Source organism: Desulfolutivibrio sp. (assembly GCF_036584575.1).
In the GTDB taxonomy this organism is placed as follows: Bacteria; Desulfobacterota; Desulfovibrionia; order Desulfovibrionales; family Desulfovibrionaceae; genus Desulfolutivibrio.
In genome coordinates, this window is sequence record NZ_JAZHDB010000145.1 from 1 (window position 1) to 16,950 (window position 16,950).

15 protein-coding genes are annotated in these 16,950 nt (G+C 61.7%); 4 read left to right on the plus strand and 11 right to left on the minus strand.

The genetic code is table 11. The annotated features are described in order from the left end of the window. Nucleotides 1-68: 68 nt before the first annotated feature. The 4 genes from V3572_RS10975 to V3572_RS10990 all read right to left on the minus strand — a co-directional run bounded on the left by V3572_RS10975 (nucleotide 69) and on the right by V3572_RS10990 (nucleotide 3,408). Complete coding sequence (locus V3572_RS10975; protein ID WP_332111035.1) at nucleotides 69-1,766, minus strand: 2-oxoacid:acceptor oxidoreductase subunit alpha; 1,698 nt, start codon at nucleotides 1,764-1,766, stop codon at nucleotides 69-71. A gap of 138 nt (nucleotides 1,767-1,904) precedes the next feature. Continuing rightward, complete coding sequence (locus V3572_RS10980; RefSeq protein WP_332111036.1) at nucleotides 1,905-2,438, minus strand: hypothetical protein; 534 nt, start codon at nucleotides 2,436-2,438, stop codon at nucleotides 1,905-1,907. Nucleotides 2,439-2,517: 79 nt separating this feature from the next. Beyond that, on the minus strand, nucleotides 2,518-3,027 hold the full coding sequence (locus V3572_RS10985) for a ferritin (RefSeq protein WP_332111037.1): 510 nt from the start codon (nucleotides 3,025-3,027) through the stop codon (nucleotides 2,518-2,520). A gap of 3 nt (nucleotides 3,028-3,030) precedes the next feature. Next, nucleotides 3,031-3,408 carry a desulfoferrodoxin gene (locus V3572_RS10990; RefSeq protein WP_332111038.1) on the minus strand — a complete coding sequence of 126 codons (378 nt, stop codon included), beginning with the start codon at nucleotides 3,406-3,408 and terminating at the stop codon, nucleotides 3,031-3,033. A 350-nt stretch (nucleotides 3,409-3,758) separates the two neighbouring features. Here V3572_RS10990 and V3572_RS10995 point away from each other — a divergent pair, with 350 nt between their 5' ends. Further along, on the plus strand, nucleotides 3,759-4,271 hold the full coding sequence (locus V3572_RS10995) for a hypothetical protein (RefSeq protein ID WP_332111039.1): 513 nt from the start codon (nucleotides 3,759-3,761) through the stop codon (nucleotides 4,269-4,271). Nucleotides 4,272-4,402: 131 nt separating this feature from the next. Next, complete coding sequence (locus V3572_RS11000) at nucleotides 4,403-5,080, plus strand: FlgO family outer membrane protein (protein ID WP_332111040.1); 678 nt, start codon at nucleotides 4,403-4,405, stop codon at nucleotides 5,078-5,080. Nucleotides 5,081-5,579: 499 nt separating this feature from the next. On the opposite strand, the gene V3572_RS11005 is transcribed toward V3572_RS11000, so the two are convergent. From V3572_RS11005 to tig, 5 genes are all read right to left on the minus strand, one after another. Continuing rightward, nucleotides 5,580-6,068, minus strand: a complete 489-nt coding sequence (locus V3572_RS11005; protein WP_332111041.1) for a DUF1269 domain-containing protein — start codon at nucleotides 6,066-6,068, stop codon at nucleotides 5,580-5,582. Nucleotides 6,069-6,122: 54 nt separating this feature from the next. Further along, nucleotides 6,123-8,582, minus strand: a complete 2,460-nt coding sequence (lon, locus tag V3572_RS11010) for an endopeptidase La (RefSeq protein ID WP_332111042.1) — start codon at nucleotides 8,580-8,582, stop codon at nucleotides 6,123-6,125. Nucleotides 8,583-8,878: 296 nt separating this feature from the next. Next, nucleotides 8,879-10,129: an ATP-dependent Clp protease ATP-binding subunit ClpX gene (gene clpX / locus V3572_RS11015; protein ID WP_332111043.1), complete on the minus strand. Its 1,251-nt coding sequence runs from the start codon at nucleotides 10,127-10,129 to the stop codon at nucleotides 8,879-8,881. A 99-nt stretch (nucleotides 10,130-10,228) separates the two neighbouring features. After that, nucleotides 10,229-10,837 (minus strand): ATP-dependent Clp endopeptidase proteolytic subunit ClpP, encoded by a 609-nt coding sequence (gene clpP / locus V3572_RS11020; RefSeq protein WP_332111045.1) that lies wholly within the window; start codon nucleotides 10,835-10,837, stop codon nucleotides 10,229-10,231. A 113-nt stretch (nucleotides 10,838-10,950) separates the two neighbouring features. Continuing rightward, on the minus strand, nucleotides 10,951-12,291 hold the full coding sequence (gene tig, locus V3572_RS11025) for a trigger factor (protein WP_332111046.1): 1,341 nt from the start codon (nucleotides 12,289-12,291) through the stop codon (nucleotides 10,951-10,953). 366 nt (nucleotides 12,292-12,657) lie between these two features. Between tig and V3572_RS11030 the strand changes: the two genes are divergently transcribed. Next, complete coding sequence (locus V3572_RS11030; RefSeq protein ID WP_332111047.1) at nucleotides 12,658-13,455, plus strand: sulfite exporter TauE/SafE family protein; 798 nt, start codon at nucleotides 12,658-12,660, stop codon at nucleotides 13,453-13,455. 107 nt (nucleotides 13,456-13,562) lie between these two features. After that, a complete protein-coding gene (locus V3572_RS11035; protein ID WP_332111048.1) occupies nucleotides 13,563-14,336 on the plus strand; it encodes a DUF5677 domain-containing protein in 774 nt (257 codons plus the stop codon). Here V3572_RS11035 and V3572_RS11040 read toward each other — a convergent pair whose 3' ends face one another. After that, complete coding sequence (locus V3572_RS11040) at nucleotides 14,337-15,947, minus strand: hydantoinase B/oxoprolinase family protein (RefSeq protein WP_332111049.1); 1,611 nt, start codon at nucleotides 15,945-15,947, stop codon at nucleotides 14,337-14,339. A 2-nt stretch (nucleotides 15,948-15,949) separates the two neighbouring features. Continuing rightward, on the minus strand, nucleotides 15,950-16,950 hold a 1,001-nt coding region (locus tag V3572_RS11045; RefSeq protein ID WP_332111050.1), incomplete at its 5' end, for a hydantoinase/oxoprolinase family protein.

The window sequence follows — 16,950 nt, forward strand, 5'->3', positions numbered from 1 at the left end:
TCCCCCAGACCCCCATCCCTCCCCAAAAAACGTTGACGGTTTGCTGTGGCTCACAACCCAAACCTCTTCTATGGGCGTTCCGATCCCAGGTGGTCCAAAACATAGCGGGCCGTGAAGGGCAGGCCGTCGTAACGCAGAATCTGGTGCGCAAAGACGAAACCGGTCTCCTGCCGGATGAGTCTGGCCAGTTGTCCCGTGGAGTTGCCCTCGACCATCACGGGCCGGGGGGATTTCTCCAGGAGGGGGAGAAACTGGGCAGGGACCAGGGGATAGACCTGGGAGAAATGAAGCACGGCGCAGGACGTTCCGGAGTCGCGCAAAAGGGCCGCAGCTTCCAGGGCGGCCCCCAGGGTCGTGCCCCAGCAGGCCAGGAGGACATCGGAAGAGGGGTCGCCGTACAGGTCGGGGGGGACGGCGTCGGCCAGAAATCCGGCCATCTTGCGCGACCGCTTGTCCTGCATGGCCACCCGCACGCCCAGATCCTCGGTGATATGTCCGTCTGCGGTGTGTTCGTCGCTGTCGGCCACCACCAGATAGTCGCCGAAACCGGGAACCAGCCGGGGCGAGACCCCGGAGTCGGTCACGGCGTAGCGTTCGTAGACCCCGGGGCCGTCGTGGGCCGTCCCGGGCCGGGCCACGGCAGGCAGCGCCGCCAGGTCGAAGGGGACCACGCCCCGGTAGGAATCGGCCAAAAACTGGTCCGTGAGCACGAAAACAGGGCTTTGCCATTTCTCGGCGATATGCACGGATCGGTGCGTCAGGTGAAAGCATTGCTCCACCGTCCCCGGGGCGAAGACGGCCCGAGGGAACTCGCCATGCCCGGCGTAGAGCACAAGGTTGAGGTCGGCCTGCTCGGTGCGCGTGGGCAGCCCCGTGGCCGGTCCCGGCCGCATGGCCACCACGACGACCACCGGGGTCTCGATCATGCCCGACAGGCTTATGCCCTCGACCATCAGCGCAAAGCCGCCGCCCGAGGTGGGCACAAGCGCCGTGGCCCCGGCAAACGACGCGCCGATGGCCATGTTCACGGCTGCGATCTCGTCCTCGGCCTGCTCCACCACCACGCCCATCTTCTGGCCCTTGGCGGCCAGGGTCAGGGCCACGGAGGTGCCGGGCGTCATGGGATAAAACGAGCAGAAATTGACCCCGGCGGCCATGGCCCCAAGCGCGATGGCCTCATTGCCGTTCAGGATGATCCGCTTCCCGGTGTTCACGGCCGGGGCGATGCAGGTAAACGTCACGTTCTGGGCTGCTGTCCAGGCCATGGCCTCGGCAAAGACCTTGCGGTTGGCGGCCACCAGCTCGTCGCCCTTTTTGGCGAAGGTGTCGTGGATGATCTTTTCGATCCATGCCGCGTCCAGGCACAAAAGCGAACACATGACCCCCAGCGCGGCCATGTTCTCGAAAATGGGTTTGGGGCACAGGGCCTTAAACGGCACGCGAAGGGTGCGGGGTCCGGCGACCTCGCCCAGGGCCTCGTCCACGAGCACCACGGCCTGCTCCGAGAGCTGCTCCCGGTGCAGCGGATACGAGGCGGCGTCCAGCGCCACCAGGATATCCACGCCCTCCCGTGGGGCGAAAACGGCCTCGGGACTGACGCGCACGGCGTAGGTGTTGTGGCCGCCCCGGATACGGGACATGTAGTCCTGGGTGACCACGATCTCGTATCCGGCCCGGACCAGGGCCTTGGCCAGAAAATCGCCCACGGTGACCAGCCCCTGGCCAGCCTCGCCCCCGATGAGGATGTTGACGCTTGTATCCGACATAATAAACGTCTCCAGATTCCGGTTGTACGGCGCGGCATTGGCGTTTTGCGACACCGCTGCCCCGCAACGGGATTCCAAAGGGCTTTTTGCCCTTTGGCCCCGGAGGGTTCCCCTTACCCGTCGCCGCGCGTGATGAAGTTACGCCCCATCGAGCCCGGAGCCTTCCTTTTCCAGGTTCCAGCCCTGGGGGTCTTCGAAATAGTAGCGGGTGTCCGAGAGCAGGACGTGAAAGCCGCGCTGATCCCGGATCATCTCGATCAGAAAGGCCTTTTCCACAGGGTCCGTCACCCGCTCCAGATGGCCGTGGAAAAAGTGCAGGGCCGCCAGTTCCGCGTCGATGGCCGCCGAGAGCGCCCCGACAACGGTCATGCAGGCCGCCGATCCAGGCGGCATGCCGGGAACCAGGGTGGAAAAAACGCCGCGCATGCTCACGGGTTCGTCGTCGCGAAGCCGACAAGCCGCTTCCCAGTCCTTGCCCGCCTGGAGGTTCCGGTAGACCTCCTCGATATGCGCTCGCTGTTTTTTCTTGTCGGCCATCAGCCGTTCAAAGACCTCGCGGCCAAGGGCCTCGGGGCAGTCGGCCACGGCCTTGGCGTAGAACCCCACGGCCTTGTCGGCCAACTCCAGGGCTTGACACAACATTTCTTGAGAAGGGGGGGCAGTGTCCGGCATGGTTCCTCCGGGAAAGCCGTGGGGCCGTCAGACCATCGGCGTGACGGCCCCGTTCGGGCGGGATTGCGCAAGGCGTTCGTTATGGGATGACCGGCGGGGTGAAGACACGCAGGGCCAAGTCCTTATCCAGCATGAACCAACCGCCGGGCGTGGACTCCACGAGCTTGAGCTTCTGGATGACCTCGGTGACGCTGGCCTCCTCCTCCACCTGCTCGGAGATGAACCATTGCAGAAAAGCCACTGTGGCGTGGTCCTTCTCCGTGATGGCCAGATCCATCAGGGCGCCGATGCGCGCCGTGACCTTCTGCTCGTGGGCCAGGGACTCTTCGAAAACGGCCAGGGGCGAGTCCCATTTGACCGGCGGGGCGTCGATGGCCTGGAGCGCCACCCGTCCACCGCGCTCGTTTATGAAGGAGTAGAACCGCTCGGCGTGGGCCCGTTCCTCCTGCTCCTGGATGTGCATCCAGTTGGCGAACCCGGCCAGTCCCAGTTCCTCGAAGTAGGCGGCCATGGCCAGATACAGGTAGCCGGAATAGTATTCCCACTTGACCTGGTCGTTTAAGGTCTGCTCCATCATTTTCGAGAGCATGGATTAGTCCTTTTTCCACAGCCCGTGGATGTTGCAATATTCCCGGGCGGAAACGGTCGTGGCCGTGATGCAGAATTCGGCCTCCGGGGCCTGGCCCGGTTTGAGGAAGGCCTTATAGGACACGCCGTCGGCCAAAAGCTCGATCCATTCGATGTAGTGCTTCTCTTCCATGGGATGGGGCACTCCGCCGACCTTGACCTTGTAGCCGACAGCCGTCTTCTCAATGACCGGCACGTGTTTTTCCTTGGAGGCGTCAACCATACCCTCCTCCATGAGTTTCATGGGCTGGCCGCAACACACCAGATCTCCCTCGCCGGTATGCAGCACTTCCACGATATTCCCACAAATTTCACACTTGTAGACTTCAAGCATCTTGGTCATGGTCGTAATCTCCTTTTAAAACTTGTTTTCCGTCCTCCCCGCCCAGGCAAGGCACAATCGGCTCTGGGGAGACGCACATGATGCACTACACCACTTCTTCCAGGCTTTCGCAACCCTTTCGTGTCCATCTATCGTCAATTTCCGGGCCGCGAAACGCATCGCCTCTCAGGATGCCAGGGATCTCAGCCATACCTCCCCGGGGCATATTTCGAGAAAATGCTTCCATGCATATAAGTCCCCGTCGGCCACGGGCAAGCCGTCAGTGTGCACTCCGGCTAAAGAAATCGCCGACATGGCCGATGACGTAGGTGCAGGCCTCGCAAGGAAACCCAAGGCCCACGGACACGAACATGAACATACCCCGCCCGATATTGCTCTGCCTGGCCGTGGCCACCGCCCTGGCCATGGTCGTACCGGATACGGCGCGAGCCGAACCCGCTCCCTTTCCCACAACCATCGGCATCCGGGACGTGAGCCAGCCGCCGTCGCCCGGACGGCAGCCCGTGCCCTTCACCCCGAAACCGGCCTCGCCCGGACGCCGGTCATCCCCCAAAAAACCCGCCCACAGGGGGAAACCCGTGGCGGCGAAACCGGCCGCAGCGGCCCCGCACAAACCCCAGGTCCAGGCGGCGCCAGCTGCGACCCTGCCCACGCCGGAGGAACTCAACCGGAAATATTCCGCCGTCAACGAGAGCCTGTCGCCCCTGGCCGTGGCCCCTGTCCCGGCCCCGACCCCGGCGGCGGCCCCGACCCCGGCGGCGGCCCCGACGGCATCTGGGGCCCCCCACTCCGGGCAGGAATCGCCATCCGCCGCGCCGAGCCCAAATCTGACGGAACCCGCCGCGACGCCGCCTCTGCCCTGATGTCGCGCCCCCCAAATCCGGGATGTCGAATTTCGAGATCAACCATATAAAATGATAGCTTTTTTCGTTAAACACAGCGGCGTATTTTCCATGGAACACTCCACGAGGCAACCCACATGAGGGCCATTTCCATGCACATGATCCCAAAAAATCGCCGCCCGGCCATACCCCCAGCCTGCGCCGCGATCCTCGCGGCGGCGTGTCTGGCGGTCCTTCTGGCTTCGGTCCCGGCCTCGGCCAAAAGCCCGCCGCCTTCCCCTCCCCGCTATCCCGAGGTGGCCATGGCCCTGGCCGACGACCTGGACCGGCAGGCCGCGCCGCGTTTGGGGATCGGCTTTCCCGACAATTCCCGGGGGCTGTACTGGGTGGTGGTCACGGTTCCGGCGGAGGCCGACAATCTGGAGGCGTCCTCGGGGCTGGGACGGCTCATGGCCCAGGAACTGTCCTGCGCCCTGGTGGCCAAGGGCTACAATGTTCAAGAGATCCGCAAGGCCGCGGAAATTGCCTTCGCCCGCAACCAGGGCGAATTCATCCTCACCCGGGACACCCGGGCCCTGGCCAGACGTCACGTCACGGCCACATTGGTGGTGGCCGCGACCTATACGGTGTTGCCCGGAGAGGTGCGGTTCAACGTGGAGGTCATGGACGCCAGAAACAACAACATCGTGGCCATGACCAGCCGCAGCCTGGCCAAGACCCAGGAGGTGGCGGCGCTTTTGGGGCGCTCCGGGCTTTCCGCCGTGGGGCCGACAGTGTCCACCGTGGATACGGCCTCCTTCCAGCGGGAGTTGCTTCCGTACCTGCGCTGATCGCCCTTTTTCCGCGCAGACGCAAAAAACGGCCGTTCCCCAAGGGAGCGGCCGTTTCCGTTGATTACGTGGAGAGAACCAATTGGTTCATAAAAACACTGGCGTGTTTGTATGGGATGACTGCGGCCTCCTTCCAGCGAAAGCGGCCGCCAAATCTGCGTTGATAGCTCCGTTTCTCTTCTGTCGCAAGAAACGGACGCCCCCGGAAGGAAGCGGCTGTTTTGGCGGACTTTAAGAAGAAAACCGGTTGGTTCCTAAAAACATCGGCGTGTGTTTTCTGAGGCGGGTGCGAAACCCTTTCGACGTGAACGGCCCCCCTTCCGACGTTGATAGTTCCGTCTCTCTCTTGTCGCAAGAAACGGCCGTTTCCTTTCGGGAACGGCCGTTTCTGAGCTTCACAAGGAAGAAGGCAGCTTCATTTTGAGCAAACTGGTTTCGTTCTCATCACGGCTGGAGGATTCCGCTTGCCGACCGGAGGGGGAACGTCGCCCTAAAGGGATCAGGCCTCGAGCACCTTGCGCAGTTCATCCTCTCTATCCTTCGTCAGGGAGGTCCTGAGAATCTTTCCCTTGCCCGCGAACGCCTTGAGGTCGTCCAAAACCTTGTCCGCCGTCATCTTGCGAACCAGGACAAACAGCGCGGAATTGCCCGGCTTAAACGACTCGGCCATATCCTTCATCATCTTGTCGTCGATGCCGATGTCCGCGAGCTTGCCGGAAATCGCGCCAGCCCCGGCCCCCAAGGCCAAGCCCAAAAGCGGATTGAAGAAGATCATGCCGATCAGCATGCCCCAGAAGCCGCCGCTGAGCGCGCCTGCCGCAGTCAGATTCACGGCCTGATGCAGCTTGATCTTGCCTTCGGCGTCCTTGGTCACGACCACGACGTCATCCATCTCAATCAGGTATTCTTTCTGCAGTTTGGCCAGTTCGGCCCGCATTTCCAAGGCGGTATGCTCATCATCAAAAAGTACGGCGACAAGATCACTCATCTGTGGCTCCTTTTTGTGTTGATGCCGGTTCGCTGTTGGCGACGAGGATTCGCCTTAGTGCCGTGTTTCAGGGTTTGGGGCCTCTTTCATAAGCGTGGAGGACAAATTCGGCGTGGTGTCCGAGCGGCCGCAAAAAAGCTTTTCCGGGTCGGCGCACACCAGGGCCGTTTCCAGCACCTGATCCATATGGGCCACGCGGATGATCTCCAGATCCTTCAAGATGGCCTCGGGCACTTCTTTTAAGTCCTTTTCATTCTCCTCGGGGATGATCACCGTGCGGATGCGGCCCCGGTGTGCAGCCAAAAGCTTTTCGCGCAGGCCGCCGATGGGCAGCACCCGGCCGCGCAGGGTGATCTCGCCGGTCATGGCCAGATCGTTGCGCACGGGCAGGTTGAGCAGCGCCGAGATAAGCGTGGTGGCCAGGGTAATGCCCGCCGACGGCCCGTCCTTGGGGATGGCCCCCTCGGGCACGTGGATGTGGATGTCGATCTCCTTGTGGAAATCGGGCTTGAGGCCGAAAAGGGCCGAGCGGGAGCGCAGGTAGCTCACGGCCGCCTTGGCCGACTCCTGCATCACGTCGCCGAGCTTGCCGGTGATCTCCACCTTGCCGGAGCCGGGCATGATGACCGCCTCCACCATCAGCATCTCGCCGCCGAGTTCCGTATAGGCCATGCCGTTGCACAGCCCCACCTGGGCGATGTCCTCCTTTTCGCCGTGGCGGAACTTGGTCACCCCGAGATAGGATTGCAGGTTCTGCTTGGTCACGGCAAAGGACTTGCCCGGCTCCTTTTTCTCCACGATCTTCCGGGCCACCTTGCGACAGATGGAGGCCAGTTCGCGTTCCAGGTTGCGCACGCCCGCCTCGCGGGTGTAGCGGCGCACGACCTCAAGCATGGCGTTGTCGGAAATCGACAGGTTGGCTTCCTTAAGCCCATGCTGCTTGAGGTTTTTCGGCATGAGGAAACGGCGGCCGATCTGCATCTTCTCGTTTTCCAGGTAGCCCGGGATGCGGATGATCTCCATGCGGTCCTGCAGCGGCAGGGGGATGGTGTGCAGGGCGTTGGCCGTGGTGATGAAAAAGACCTTGGACAGGTCGTAGTCCAGGTCCAGGTAATGGTCGTTGAAGGCCCCGTTCTGTTCGGGGTCCAGGACTTCGAGCAGGGCCGAGGACGGGTCGCCCCGAAAGTCCGTGCTCATCTTGTCCACCTCGTCCAGACAGAAGACGGGGTTGTTGAATTTGACGCGCTTTAAGGACTGGATGATCTTGCCCGGCAGCGCCCCCACGTAGGTGCGGCGATGGCCGCGAATCTCGGCCTCGTCGCGCACGCCGCCCAGCGACAGGCGCACGAACTCCCGGCCCATGGCCCGGGCGATGGACTTGGCCAGAGACGTCTTGCCCACCCCCGGAGGACCGACCAGACAGAGGATGGGGCCCTTTAGGGTCTCCACCAGGGACTGCACGGCCAGATATTCAAGAATGCGCTGCTTGGGCTTGTCCAGGCCGTAATGATCCTCGTTGAGGATGGTCTCGGCCTGGGTCAGGTCCAGATCCGTGGACTGGAGCACGTTCCAGGGCAGATCGAGGATCCACTCCACGTAGTTGCGCACCACGGTATATTCGGCCGAGGACGGCGGAATCTGCTTGAGCTTTTTGATTTCCCGGAGGGCCTTCTCCCGGGCCTCGTCGGACATGTCCTTGGCCCGCAGCCGCTCCTCGAACTCGGCGGCCTCGGCGGCCGGGTCGTCCTCGCGGCCCATCTCCTTGTTGATGGCCTTGAGCTGCTCGTTTAAATAGTATTCCTTCTGGTTCTTCTCCATCTGCTGCTTGACGCGATTCTTGATGCGCTTTTCAAGCGACGAGATCTCGATCTCGCCCTGAAGGAACCCGTAGGCCTCCTCCAGCCGCTTGACGGCCGAGGTTTCTTCGAGCACGCCCTGCTTTTTGATGTAGTCCACCTTGAGGTGGGGCATGACCGCGTCGGCCAGCTTTCCAGGCAATGTGATGGAATTGATGGCTAAAATGGTCTCGGGGGCGAGCTTTTTGTTGATGCGGCCGTACTGCTCCAGGGCCTCCTGGGTGGCCCGGATGAGCGCGTCGGCCTCGGCCCCGGCCATGTCTTCGTCGGGCAGCCGGGCCACGCGCACCAGCACGTTGTCGGCGTTGAACTCTTCGCTGGTGTCCTCAGGCTCCCACCGGGCCCGGTACAGGCCCTCGAAGAGCACCTTGATGGTGCCGTCGGGGAGCCTGAGCATCTGAAGAATTTTGGACACGGTGCCCACGGTGAACAGATCGTCCGGGGTGGGCCGTTCCGTTTCCGGGGCGCGCTGGGCCACGAGAAAAATCTTCTTGTCGTGGGTGGCCACGGCGTTCTCGATGGCCTTGATGGAGGCCTCACGGCCCACGAAAAGCGGCACGATGGAGCGCGGGAACATGACCACTTCCCGCAGGCTCATCATGGGCAACAAGGCGTCTTCGAAGGAATTTTTATGATTATCAAACAGGAACGAGGACATAAAACCTCCATGGACAGTCGGGTCTTGGGGCCGCGTCCATGCAAGAACCACAGGGGAGGTTCTCATGAAGCGGAATCGGGCATCTCGTCGCGAAGTTCCAGTGCGGCCCGGCAGGGTCGGCTGCAGCCGTGGCCTCCGGCATCGTCTCCGGTGCGGACCCGAAACGAAATCCACACCGGGGACGAAGGTCAAGTAAGGACGGAAAACCCGTTGTCAAACCGCCCGGCGCGGAAATGGCGCCTGTCTCGCCTGGCCGCCGCTGACGGCGGGCCATGCCGGGTCGGCCATGCGGCGGATCAGGCGCTTTTGACTTCCTGATGATAGAACAGCAGGGGTTCCAACCCCTTCTCCACGACAGCCTTGTTCACCACGCACTCCTTGACCCCGGTTAAGGAGGGCAGCTTGTACATGATGTCCAGCATGATGGTTTCCATGACGTTGCGCAGGCCGCGCGCGCCGGTCTTGCGCTCGATGGCCTTCTCCGAGATGGCGTCCAGGGCGTTTTTGGTGAAGCGCAGGCGCACTTTGTCCAGCTCGAAAAGCTTCTGATACTGGCGCACCAGGGCGTTTTTGGGCTCGGTCAGGATGCGCACCAGATGGTCCTTGGTCAGTTCCGTCAGGCTGGTGATGATGGGCACGCGGCCCACAAACTCGGGAATCAGGCCGAACTTGATCAGGTCCGCCGGATGGGCCTGGGACAGCACCACGGACAACTCGTCCTCGCGCTTGGACTCCACCTTGGCCCCGAAACCGATGCTGGTCCCGCGGAGCCTTTGCCCAACGATCTTCTCCAGGCCGATAAACGCCCCGCCCACCACAAAAAGGATATTGGAGGTGTTTAAGCGGATAAACTCCTGCTGCGGGTGCTTGCGGCCGCCCTTGGGCGGGATGTTGGCCTCGGTGCCCTCGATGATTTTTAAAAGCGCCTGCTGCACGCCCTCGCCGGACACGTCGCGGGTGATGGAGGGGCTGTCGCCCTTGCGGGCGATCTTGTCGATCTCGTCGATATAGATGATGCCCTTGGAGGCGGCCTCGATGTCGTAGTCGGCGTTTTGCAAGAGCTGGACGAGGATGTTCTCCACGTCCTCTCCCACATACCCGGCCTCGGTCAGGGTGGTGGCGTCGGCGATGGCGAACGGCACGTTCAGGATGCGGGCCAGGGTCTGGGCCAAAAGCGTCTTGCCCGAGCCCGTGGGGCCGATGAGCAGGATGTTGCTCTTGTCGATCTCCACGTCGTCGGGATGCTTGGCGGCGTGGAAGACGCGCTTGTAGTGGTTGTGTACGGCCACGGCCAGGATCTTTTTGGCCTGGTCCTGGCCGATGACGTATTCGTCCAAAAGGCGCTTGAGCTCGGCCGGGGCCAGGAGCTTCCCGGCCTCGGTCTCCTCGGTCAGCGACTCCTGGGCGATGATCTCATTGCAAAGCGAGACGCATTCGTCACAGATATAGACGTCGGGACCGGCAATGAGCCGCTGCACCTCATCCTGGCTTTTGCCGCAAAAGGAGCAGGACAGCTCGTTCGACAGGGGATTTTTCTTTTTTGTCATGTTCGGTTACCCGTTTCGGTCCCCGGCGGCTGCTTTGCGCGCCGCCGGGAATCCGGCGTTACCTGCGGCCCGGCGCCTGGAGCGCCGGGCCTGCAGGGATCATTCTGCGGCCTTTTCCGGCAACGGCTCGCGCGAGGTCAGCACCTTGTCCACGAGGCCATACACCCGGGCCTCCTCGGCGCTCATGAAATAGTCGCGCTCGGTGTCGGCCTGGACTTTTTCAATGTTCATCCCGGTATGCCGGGCCATGAGTTCGTTTAAATGCTCACGCATACGGATGATCTCGCGGGCGTGGATGTCGATGTCCGTGGCCTGTCCCTGGTAGCCGCCCATGGGCTGGTGGATGAGGATGCGGCTGTTGGGCAGGGCGTAGCGCAGACCCGGGGCCCCGGCGCACAAGAGAAAGGCCCCCATGCTGGCGGCCTGCCCCATGCACAGGGTGGACACGGGCGGCAGCACATATTGCATGGTGTCGTAGATGGCCATGCCCGCGGTCACGGAGCCGCCCGGGGAATTGATGTACAGGTTGATGGGTTTTTCCGGATCCTCGGACTCCAGGAAAAGGAGCTGGGCGCAGACCAGGTTGGCCACATGGTCGTCGATGGCGCTGCCTAAAAGGATGATCCGGTCCCGCAGCAGGCGGGAATAGATGTCGTAGGCCCGCTCGGTGCGCCCCGTGGTCTCGATGACGATAGGTATGGTGGACATGATGATCATGTATCCTTCGTAAACGTGAAAAACAAGCCGGGGCCCGTACCGGACGCCTTGCCGTGAAAACGATTGCAAAAACCGGGCCTACAAATGTGCAAAATGCCGTGTTCCTATTCCCCGGATTCCGCCTGCACGGCTTCCCCGGCGGGCTCGGCGGTCTCGACGGCAGGCACTTTTTTGACGTTGGCCTTGCTGTAGATCAGCTCCACGGCCTTGTCCGCCAAAAGCTTGTCCCGCACCGGGATGACCAGGTTGTTCTGCTCATAGTACTGCTTGAGCGTCAGCACGTCCTGGTTGGTCTTCTGGGAAAGCTGGTTGAAGTACAGATCCATCTCCTTCGGCTCGACCTCAAGCCCTTCCTTCTCGGCCACGTTCATGAGGAAAATCTGGGTCCGGGCGATGCTCTCGGCCTGCTCCCGAAATTCCGTGCGCAGCCCCTCCAGGGTCTTGCCCGTGGATTCCAGGCTCTTGCCGCGCCGCTCCAGGCGCTCCACGAAGTCGTCGATGAGTTGCCCCAGGTGGGTCTCCACCAGGGACTCGGGCAACGGGAAGTCCAGCTTCTCCAAGATGCCGTCCAAAAGCTTTTTCTGGGCCGCCGCCTTGTGCAGATCCTGGCGCGACTTCTGGTAGGACAGGGTGATGGCCTCGCGCATGCGCGCCAGGCTCTCGAAATGCCCGGCCTTCTGGGCCATGGCGTCGTCCAAGGGCGGCAGCAGCTTTTCCTTGATGACGTGCACGGCGACCTTCATGGTCACGGTCTTGCCCGCCAGGGTCTGATTGATGAAATCCGCCGGGAAGGTCATCTGCCCTTCGCCCTGGCCGCCCGACGGCACGGTCTTCACCAGGGCCTCGAACTCCGGCAGGGCCTGGGCCTCGCCCAGGGTGAGCTGGAAATTCTCGGCCTTGACGCCCGGGACGGACACGCCGTCCTCGAAGGCCTCGAAGCTTAAGGACACCACCTCGCCGTCCTTGGCCGGACGGTTCTCGGCCAGGGGGATGAGATCGGCCAGGTTCCCCCGGATGCGGTCGATGACGGCCGCGATGTCCTTTTCGGACACCACCACCTCTTCCTCCTCCACATCAAGCCCCATGTAGGTGGGCAGCTCGAAGGCCGGGGCGTGCTCGAACTCGAAGGTGTAGTCCACGGGCTGGTCCTTGACCAGTTCCACCGTGTCCACGTCGATGCGCGAGAGCGGGGACTTCTTGAGTTCGGCCATGATCTCGTTGATGTGCACGTTCAACAGCTCGTTGGTGGCCTCGCCCACGATCTCCTTGCGGAACCGCGACTCCACCACGGAGGACGGCGCCTTGCCCTTGCGGAAGCCCTTGAAATCCGCCTTATGGCGGTAGATGGCCACGGTGGCGGTCAGGGCGGCGTTGGCCTCTTCGGCCGGAACCTTGACCTCGACTTTGGTCTTCACGGGGGAGACGACGATGACGTTATATTCCAAGACGATCCTCCTGATGTTTCCGTCCGGATCGGGGCCTGGGCCCTGTCCGGCGGTTGGCGTGCACGGAAGCCGCAGCCGATGCCCGGCAGCGGTTTTTGGCGATTCCATGAAAGCAAATGAAGGATAATAAGGGACGATCTGTAAAAAGGGAAGACCCGGGACCGCAATACCATCGAATCCCACTGAAATATCTTATGATTTTTTTCGCATTTCCCCCTGCCGCCTCGCATAATCCGGAATTCGCCCGAAAAAACGGGCTGTTGACGCCCAAAGCGAAACATTTTACCCCACCCCTTGTCCGGCTGCACCGGCATGGGGTCGGCCGCCGCAGACACTCGCCGCACAGGCGCGAAAAGGACGTTCGTCATGATTTCCTGGGTTCTCTATCCCCTCTTCGGCGCGCTGGCCGGGGTCATCGCGGGACTTCTGGGCGTTGGCGGCGGCATCGTGGTGGTGCCGGTGTTGGTGTTTCTGTTCACGTTGCAGGGGTTTCCGCCGGAATTCGTCATGAAGATGGCGCTTGGCACCTCGCTTGCCAGCATCATGTTCACCTCCATCTCCAGCTTTCAGGCGCACCATCGCCGGGGCGCGGTGCATTGGGACATCGTCAAGGCCATCACGCCCGGCATCCTCATCGGCACCTTCGGCGGCACCTATCTGGCCGCCGCCCTGTCGGGCACGTTTTTGACGGCCTTTTTCGCCTGCTTCCTCTATTACGTCGCCATCCAGATGCTTTTAAACTTCAAGCCCAAGCCGTCGCGCACCCTGCCCGGCGCAGCGGGCATGGTCGGCATGGGGGGCTTTATCGGCGTCATCTCAAGCCTGGTGGGGATCGGCGGCGGCACGCTGTCGGTGCCGTTTATGACCTGGTGCAATCTGCCCATGCATCACGCCATCGGCACCTCGGCGGCGATCGGGTTTCCCATCGCCGTGGCCGGGACCGTGGGGTATATCGTCAATGGCTGGTCCGTGGCGGGGCTGCCCTCGCCGTCGATTGGGTACGTCTCCATCCCGGCGCTGATCGGGATTGCGGTGTTCAGCATGCTGACCGCGCCGTTTGGGGCCAAGTTGGCGCATAAGCTGCCCGTGCCGGTGCTGAAGAAGATTTTTGCCGTGTTTCTCATCGGCACGGCGACGAAGATGATTTGGGGTGTGATATTTTAAATCATAATTTATTTTAACACTAAACTCTTGAAAGGCCAATATCCCATCAATAACCACTTTATCCTCATGCAATTTAAACAAAAATCATCATCGATAACAACACAACCATGCCAGATAAAAATAATCACACGATAAAACAAGCTATAAAGTCATACGAGGATGCACTTGGCTACATATTAAAAGACTGCACATTCTATATCACGCCAGAGCACATAAAAATTGACAAATATTTATTAATATTATTTACAAGGATTATCGCGTTATCAGACGCAATTTTAAATAATGTTTCAAATTCAATAGACTGCGCAATCCAACCTTTACTTAGAATTCTCATTGAGGCTCATATTCAATTTATAAATTTGACAAAAGACATCAACAGGACAAAACAAATTGACTACGAGGCGTGCAATAGAACATTACAACTCTTAATATCCCTTGAAGAAATCGATGAATACGCCGATTACATCGACCATGATACGCATAACATACAAAAATCTAAATTAAAAACACTCCTCGATGATCTTAAAAAACATAAATCTAATATTGAAAAAAAATTTGATTCTATCGGACTAACCCCATTATATAATACATTGTACAGGCCATTATCACTACATGTTCACAACAACCTTCGAGCCCTTGAAAGACTACATTTAGTTACAAAGGACAACTCAAGCGTTATTGTTCCTTTTAAATCATCGCATATTGACGAAATAATGTTATATATGTTTACCGCCTTAAAAATCATGACAAGTGATGCGATAATTTTGAATTTGTACTATGATTCCAGACTATTCCCAAGTCTTCCAGAAGCTCTCTCTAAATTTGAAAAATTCCAACAATTTTATTTCAAAGAATTTCCTCCGAGCAAAGATATCCCTTAACTAATCACAGCGTGACAGTTCTTTCTCAGAATATACTAAGTAATGTTTTTCCCCATACCCCCCGCCGCCGGGCGTCTCCACCCGCAACCTGTCCCCCTTCCCGGCCGCAAAGTGGCACTTGCCGGGCAGTTCGCGCTCCACGCCACCCGTAATCAGCACATTTCGCCCCGTGGCCCCGGGCGCGCCGCCGGATAACCCATACGGCGCATGCACCCGCCGGTCAGACAGCACCGTCACCTCGGTCGGCCCCAAAAATTCCACTTCCCGCGTGAGGCCCTCGCCGCCGCGATGCGCCCCCTCCCCGCCCGAGCCACGGCGCAGCCCATATTCCCGCACCAGCAGCGGATAGGCGTATTCCAGCGCCTCGACCGGCGTATTGAGCGTATTGGTCATGTGGCTATGCACCGCGCTCTCCCCCGGCCCGGCCGCGCCCGCCCCCATGCCCCCGGCCAGGGTTTCATAGTACGCGAAGGCCGCGCCGGTACGCGCATCGACACCCCCCATGGCCACGTTATTCATGGTGCCCTGGGACGCCGCCGGGACGTTCCCCGGCAAGGCCCGGCTCAGGGCCAGAAACAGCACGTCCACCAACCGCTGCGAGGTCTCCACGTTGCCCCCGGCCACGGCCGCCGGAAACAGGGCGTCCACCACGCTGCCCGGCCGGGTGACGATGCGGATGGGCCGGGAAAGCCCGGCGTTGACCGGCACGTCCCGGGCCACAAGGCAGCGCACGGCGTACAACACGCACGACACGGCAATGGCCCGGGTGGCATTGACGCAGCCCACGGCCTGGGGGTCCGATGCGCTGAAATCGAACGCCATCGTATCGCCGCGCACGGTCAGGCGCAGGCGCACGGCAATGTCCGCCGTGCCCGCGCCGTCGTCGTCGAGCATATCCTTAGCCTCGTAGACGCCGTCCGGCACGTTGTGGATGGCCGCCCGGGCCAGGGTCTCGGCATGATCCAAAAGCCGCGCCGCCTGCTGCGCCGTCCTCTCGCGGCCGAATTTGACGATCATCTCCGAAAGCCGTTTCGCGCCGGTCAGGTTGGCCATGATCTGGGCCGCGAAATCGCCCTCGCGCTCAACCGGCGTGCGCACGTTGGCCAGAAAAAAGTCCATGAGCTGCCGGTCAAGCTCCCCGCCCCGGACCACGGTCAGGGGCGGAATGACCACGCCCTCCTGGAAAAGCGAGGTGGAAAGCGGCATGGACCCGGCGGCCATGCCGCCCACGTCGCTGTGGTGGGCCCGGTTGGCGACGTAGAAGACCGGCCTGCCGCCGTCCGCGAAGACCGGGGCCACAAGGGTTATGTCCGGCAGGTGCGTGCCGCCCCGGAAGGGGTCGTTGACCATGACCATGTCGCCGGGGGCAAAGGTCTTTTCGGCCAAAACGGCCGCAACCGACAGCGGCATGGCCCCCAGATGCACGGGGATGTGCGCGGCCTGGGCCACCATGTCCCCGGCGGCGTCGAACACGGCGCAGGAATAGTCCCGGCGTTCCTTGATGTTGGGGGAATAGGCCGTTCGCATGAGCGTCACGCCCATCTCCTCAGCCACGGCGGCGAAGCGGTTGCGGAACACGTCGAGCACAAGCAGGTCGCGGGCATCGGTCATGGTCAGGCCCCCGTGTCGATGACGAGACTTCCCAGGGCGTCCACCCGCAGGGCGGCCCCGGGAGGCACATAGGTGGTGGCGGAATCCTCGGCCACAACCGCCGGTCCCGCACAGGCATGGCCGGGCAGAAGCCGCTCCCGGACGTAGAACCCGGCCGAAACAGGCCGCCCCTGGTGGATAAGGCGGCGGCGTCCGGCGCACGGCGCTTCCTGCCCCAGCCCGGGCAGCGCATCGTCCCGGGGGAGCCCGGGCTTGGCCGTGCGCCCCGTGGCCCGCAGCCGCAGGGTGACCAGTTGCACGGGTCTGTCCGGGGTCTTGTAGCCGTAGGTCTTCTCGTGCAGGGCGTGGAAGGCGGCGATCAGGTCCGGGCCGTAGGGCACGGTCAGTTCAAAGGACTGCCCCCGGTAGCGCATGTCCACGGCGCGAAAAAGCGCCACATCCCCGGGCGCGACGCCTTCCTTTTCCAGTTCACGCATCCCGCAGGCTGAAAGTTCCGCAAACCGGGCCTCCAGGAGGTCGGCTGCGGCCTGATCCTGGTCCAGCATGACCGTGGCCGAGAAATCCCGGGCGATGTCCGCAAAAAGCATCCCCAGGGCCGAAAAAAGCCCGGGCTGCGGCGGCACGACCACACGACTCATGCCCAGGGACCGGGCCAGGGACACGGCATGCAGCCCCCCTGCCCCGCCGAAGCACAAAAGCGTGAACTCCGCCGGATCATGCCCGCGCTCCACCGAAATGACCCGGATGGCCCGCTCCATGGCCGCCTCGGCCACGGCCACGATGCCCTCGGCCAGTTCCTCCCCGGTCATGCCCCGGGCGGCGGCCATGGCGGCCAGACGCTTTTCGGCCCGCTGCGGAAAAAGGGGCATGCGGCCGCCAAGGAAACACTCGGGCACGATGCGGCCCAGGACCAGATTGGCGTCGGTGACGGTGAGGCCCTCGCCCCGGCCGTAGCAGGCCGGTCCCGGGTCGGCCCCGGCGCTGTGCGGGTCCACGGTCAGCG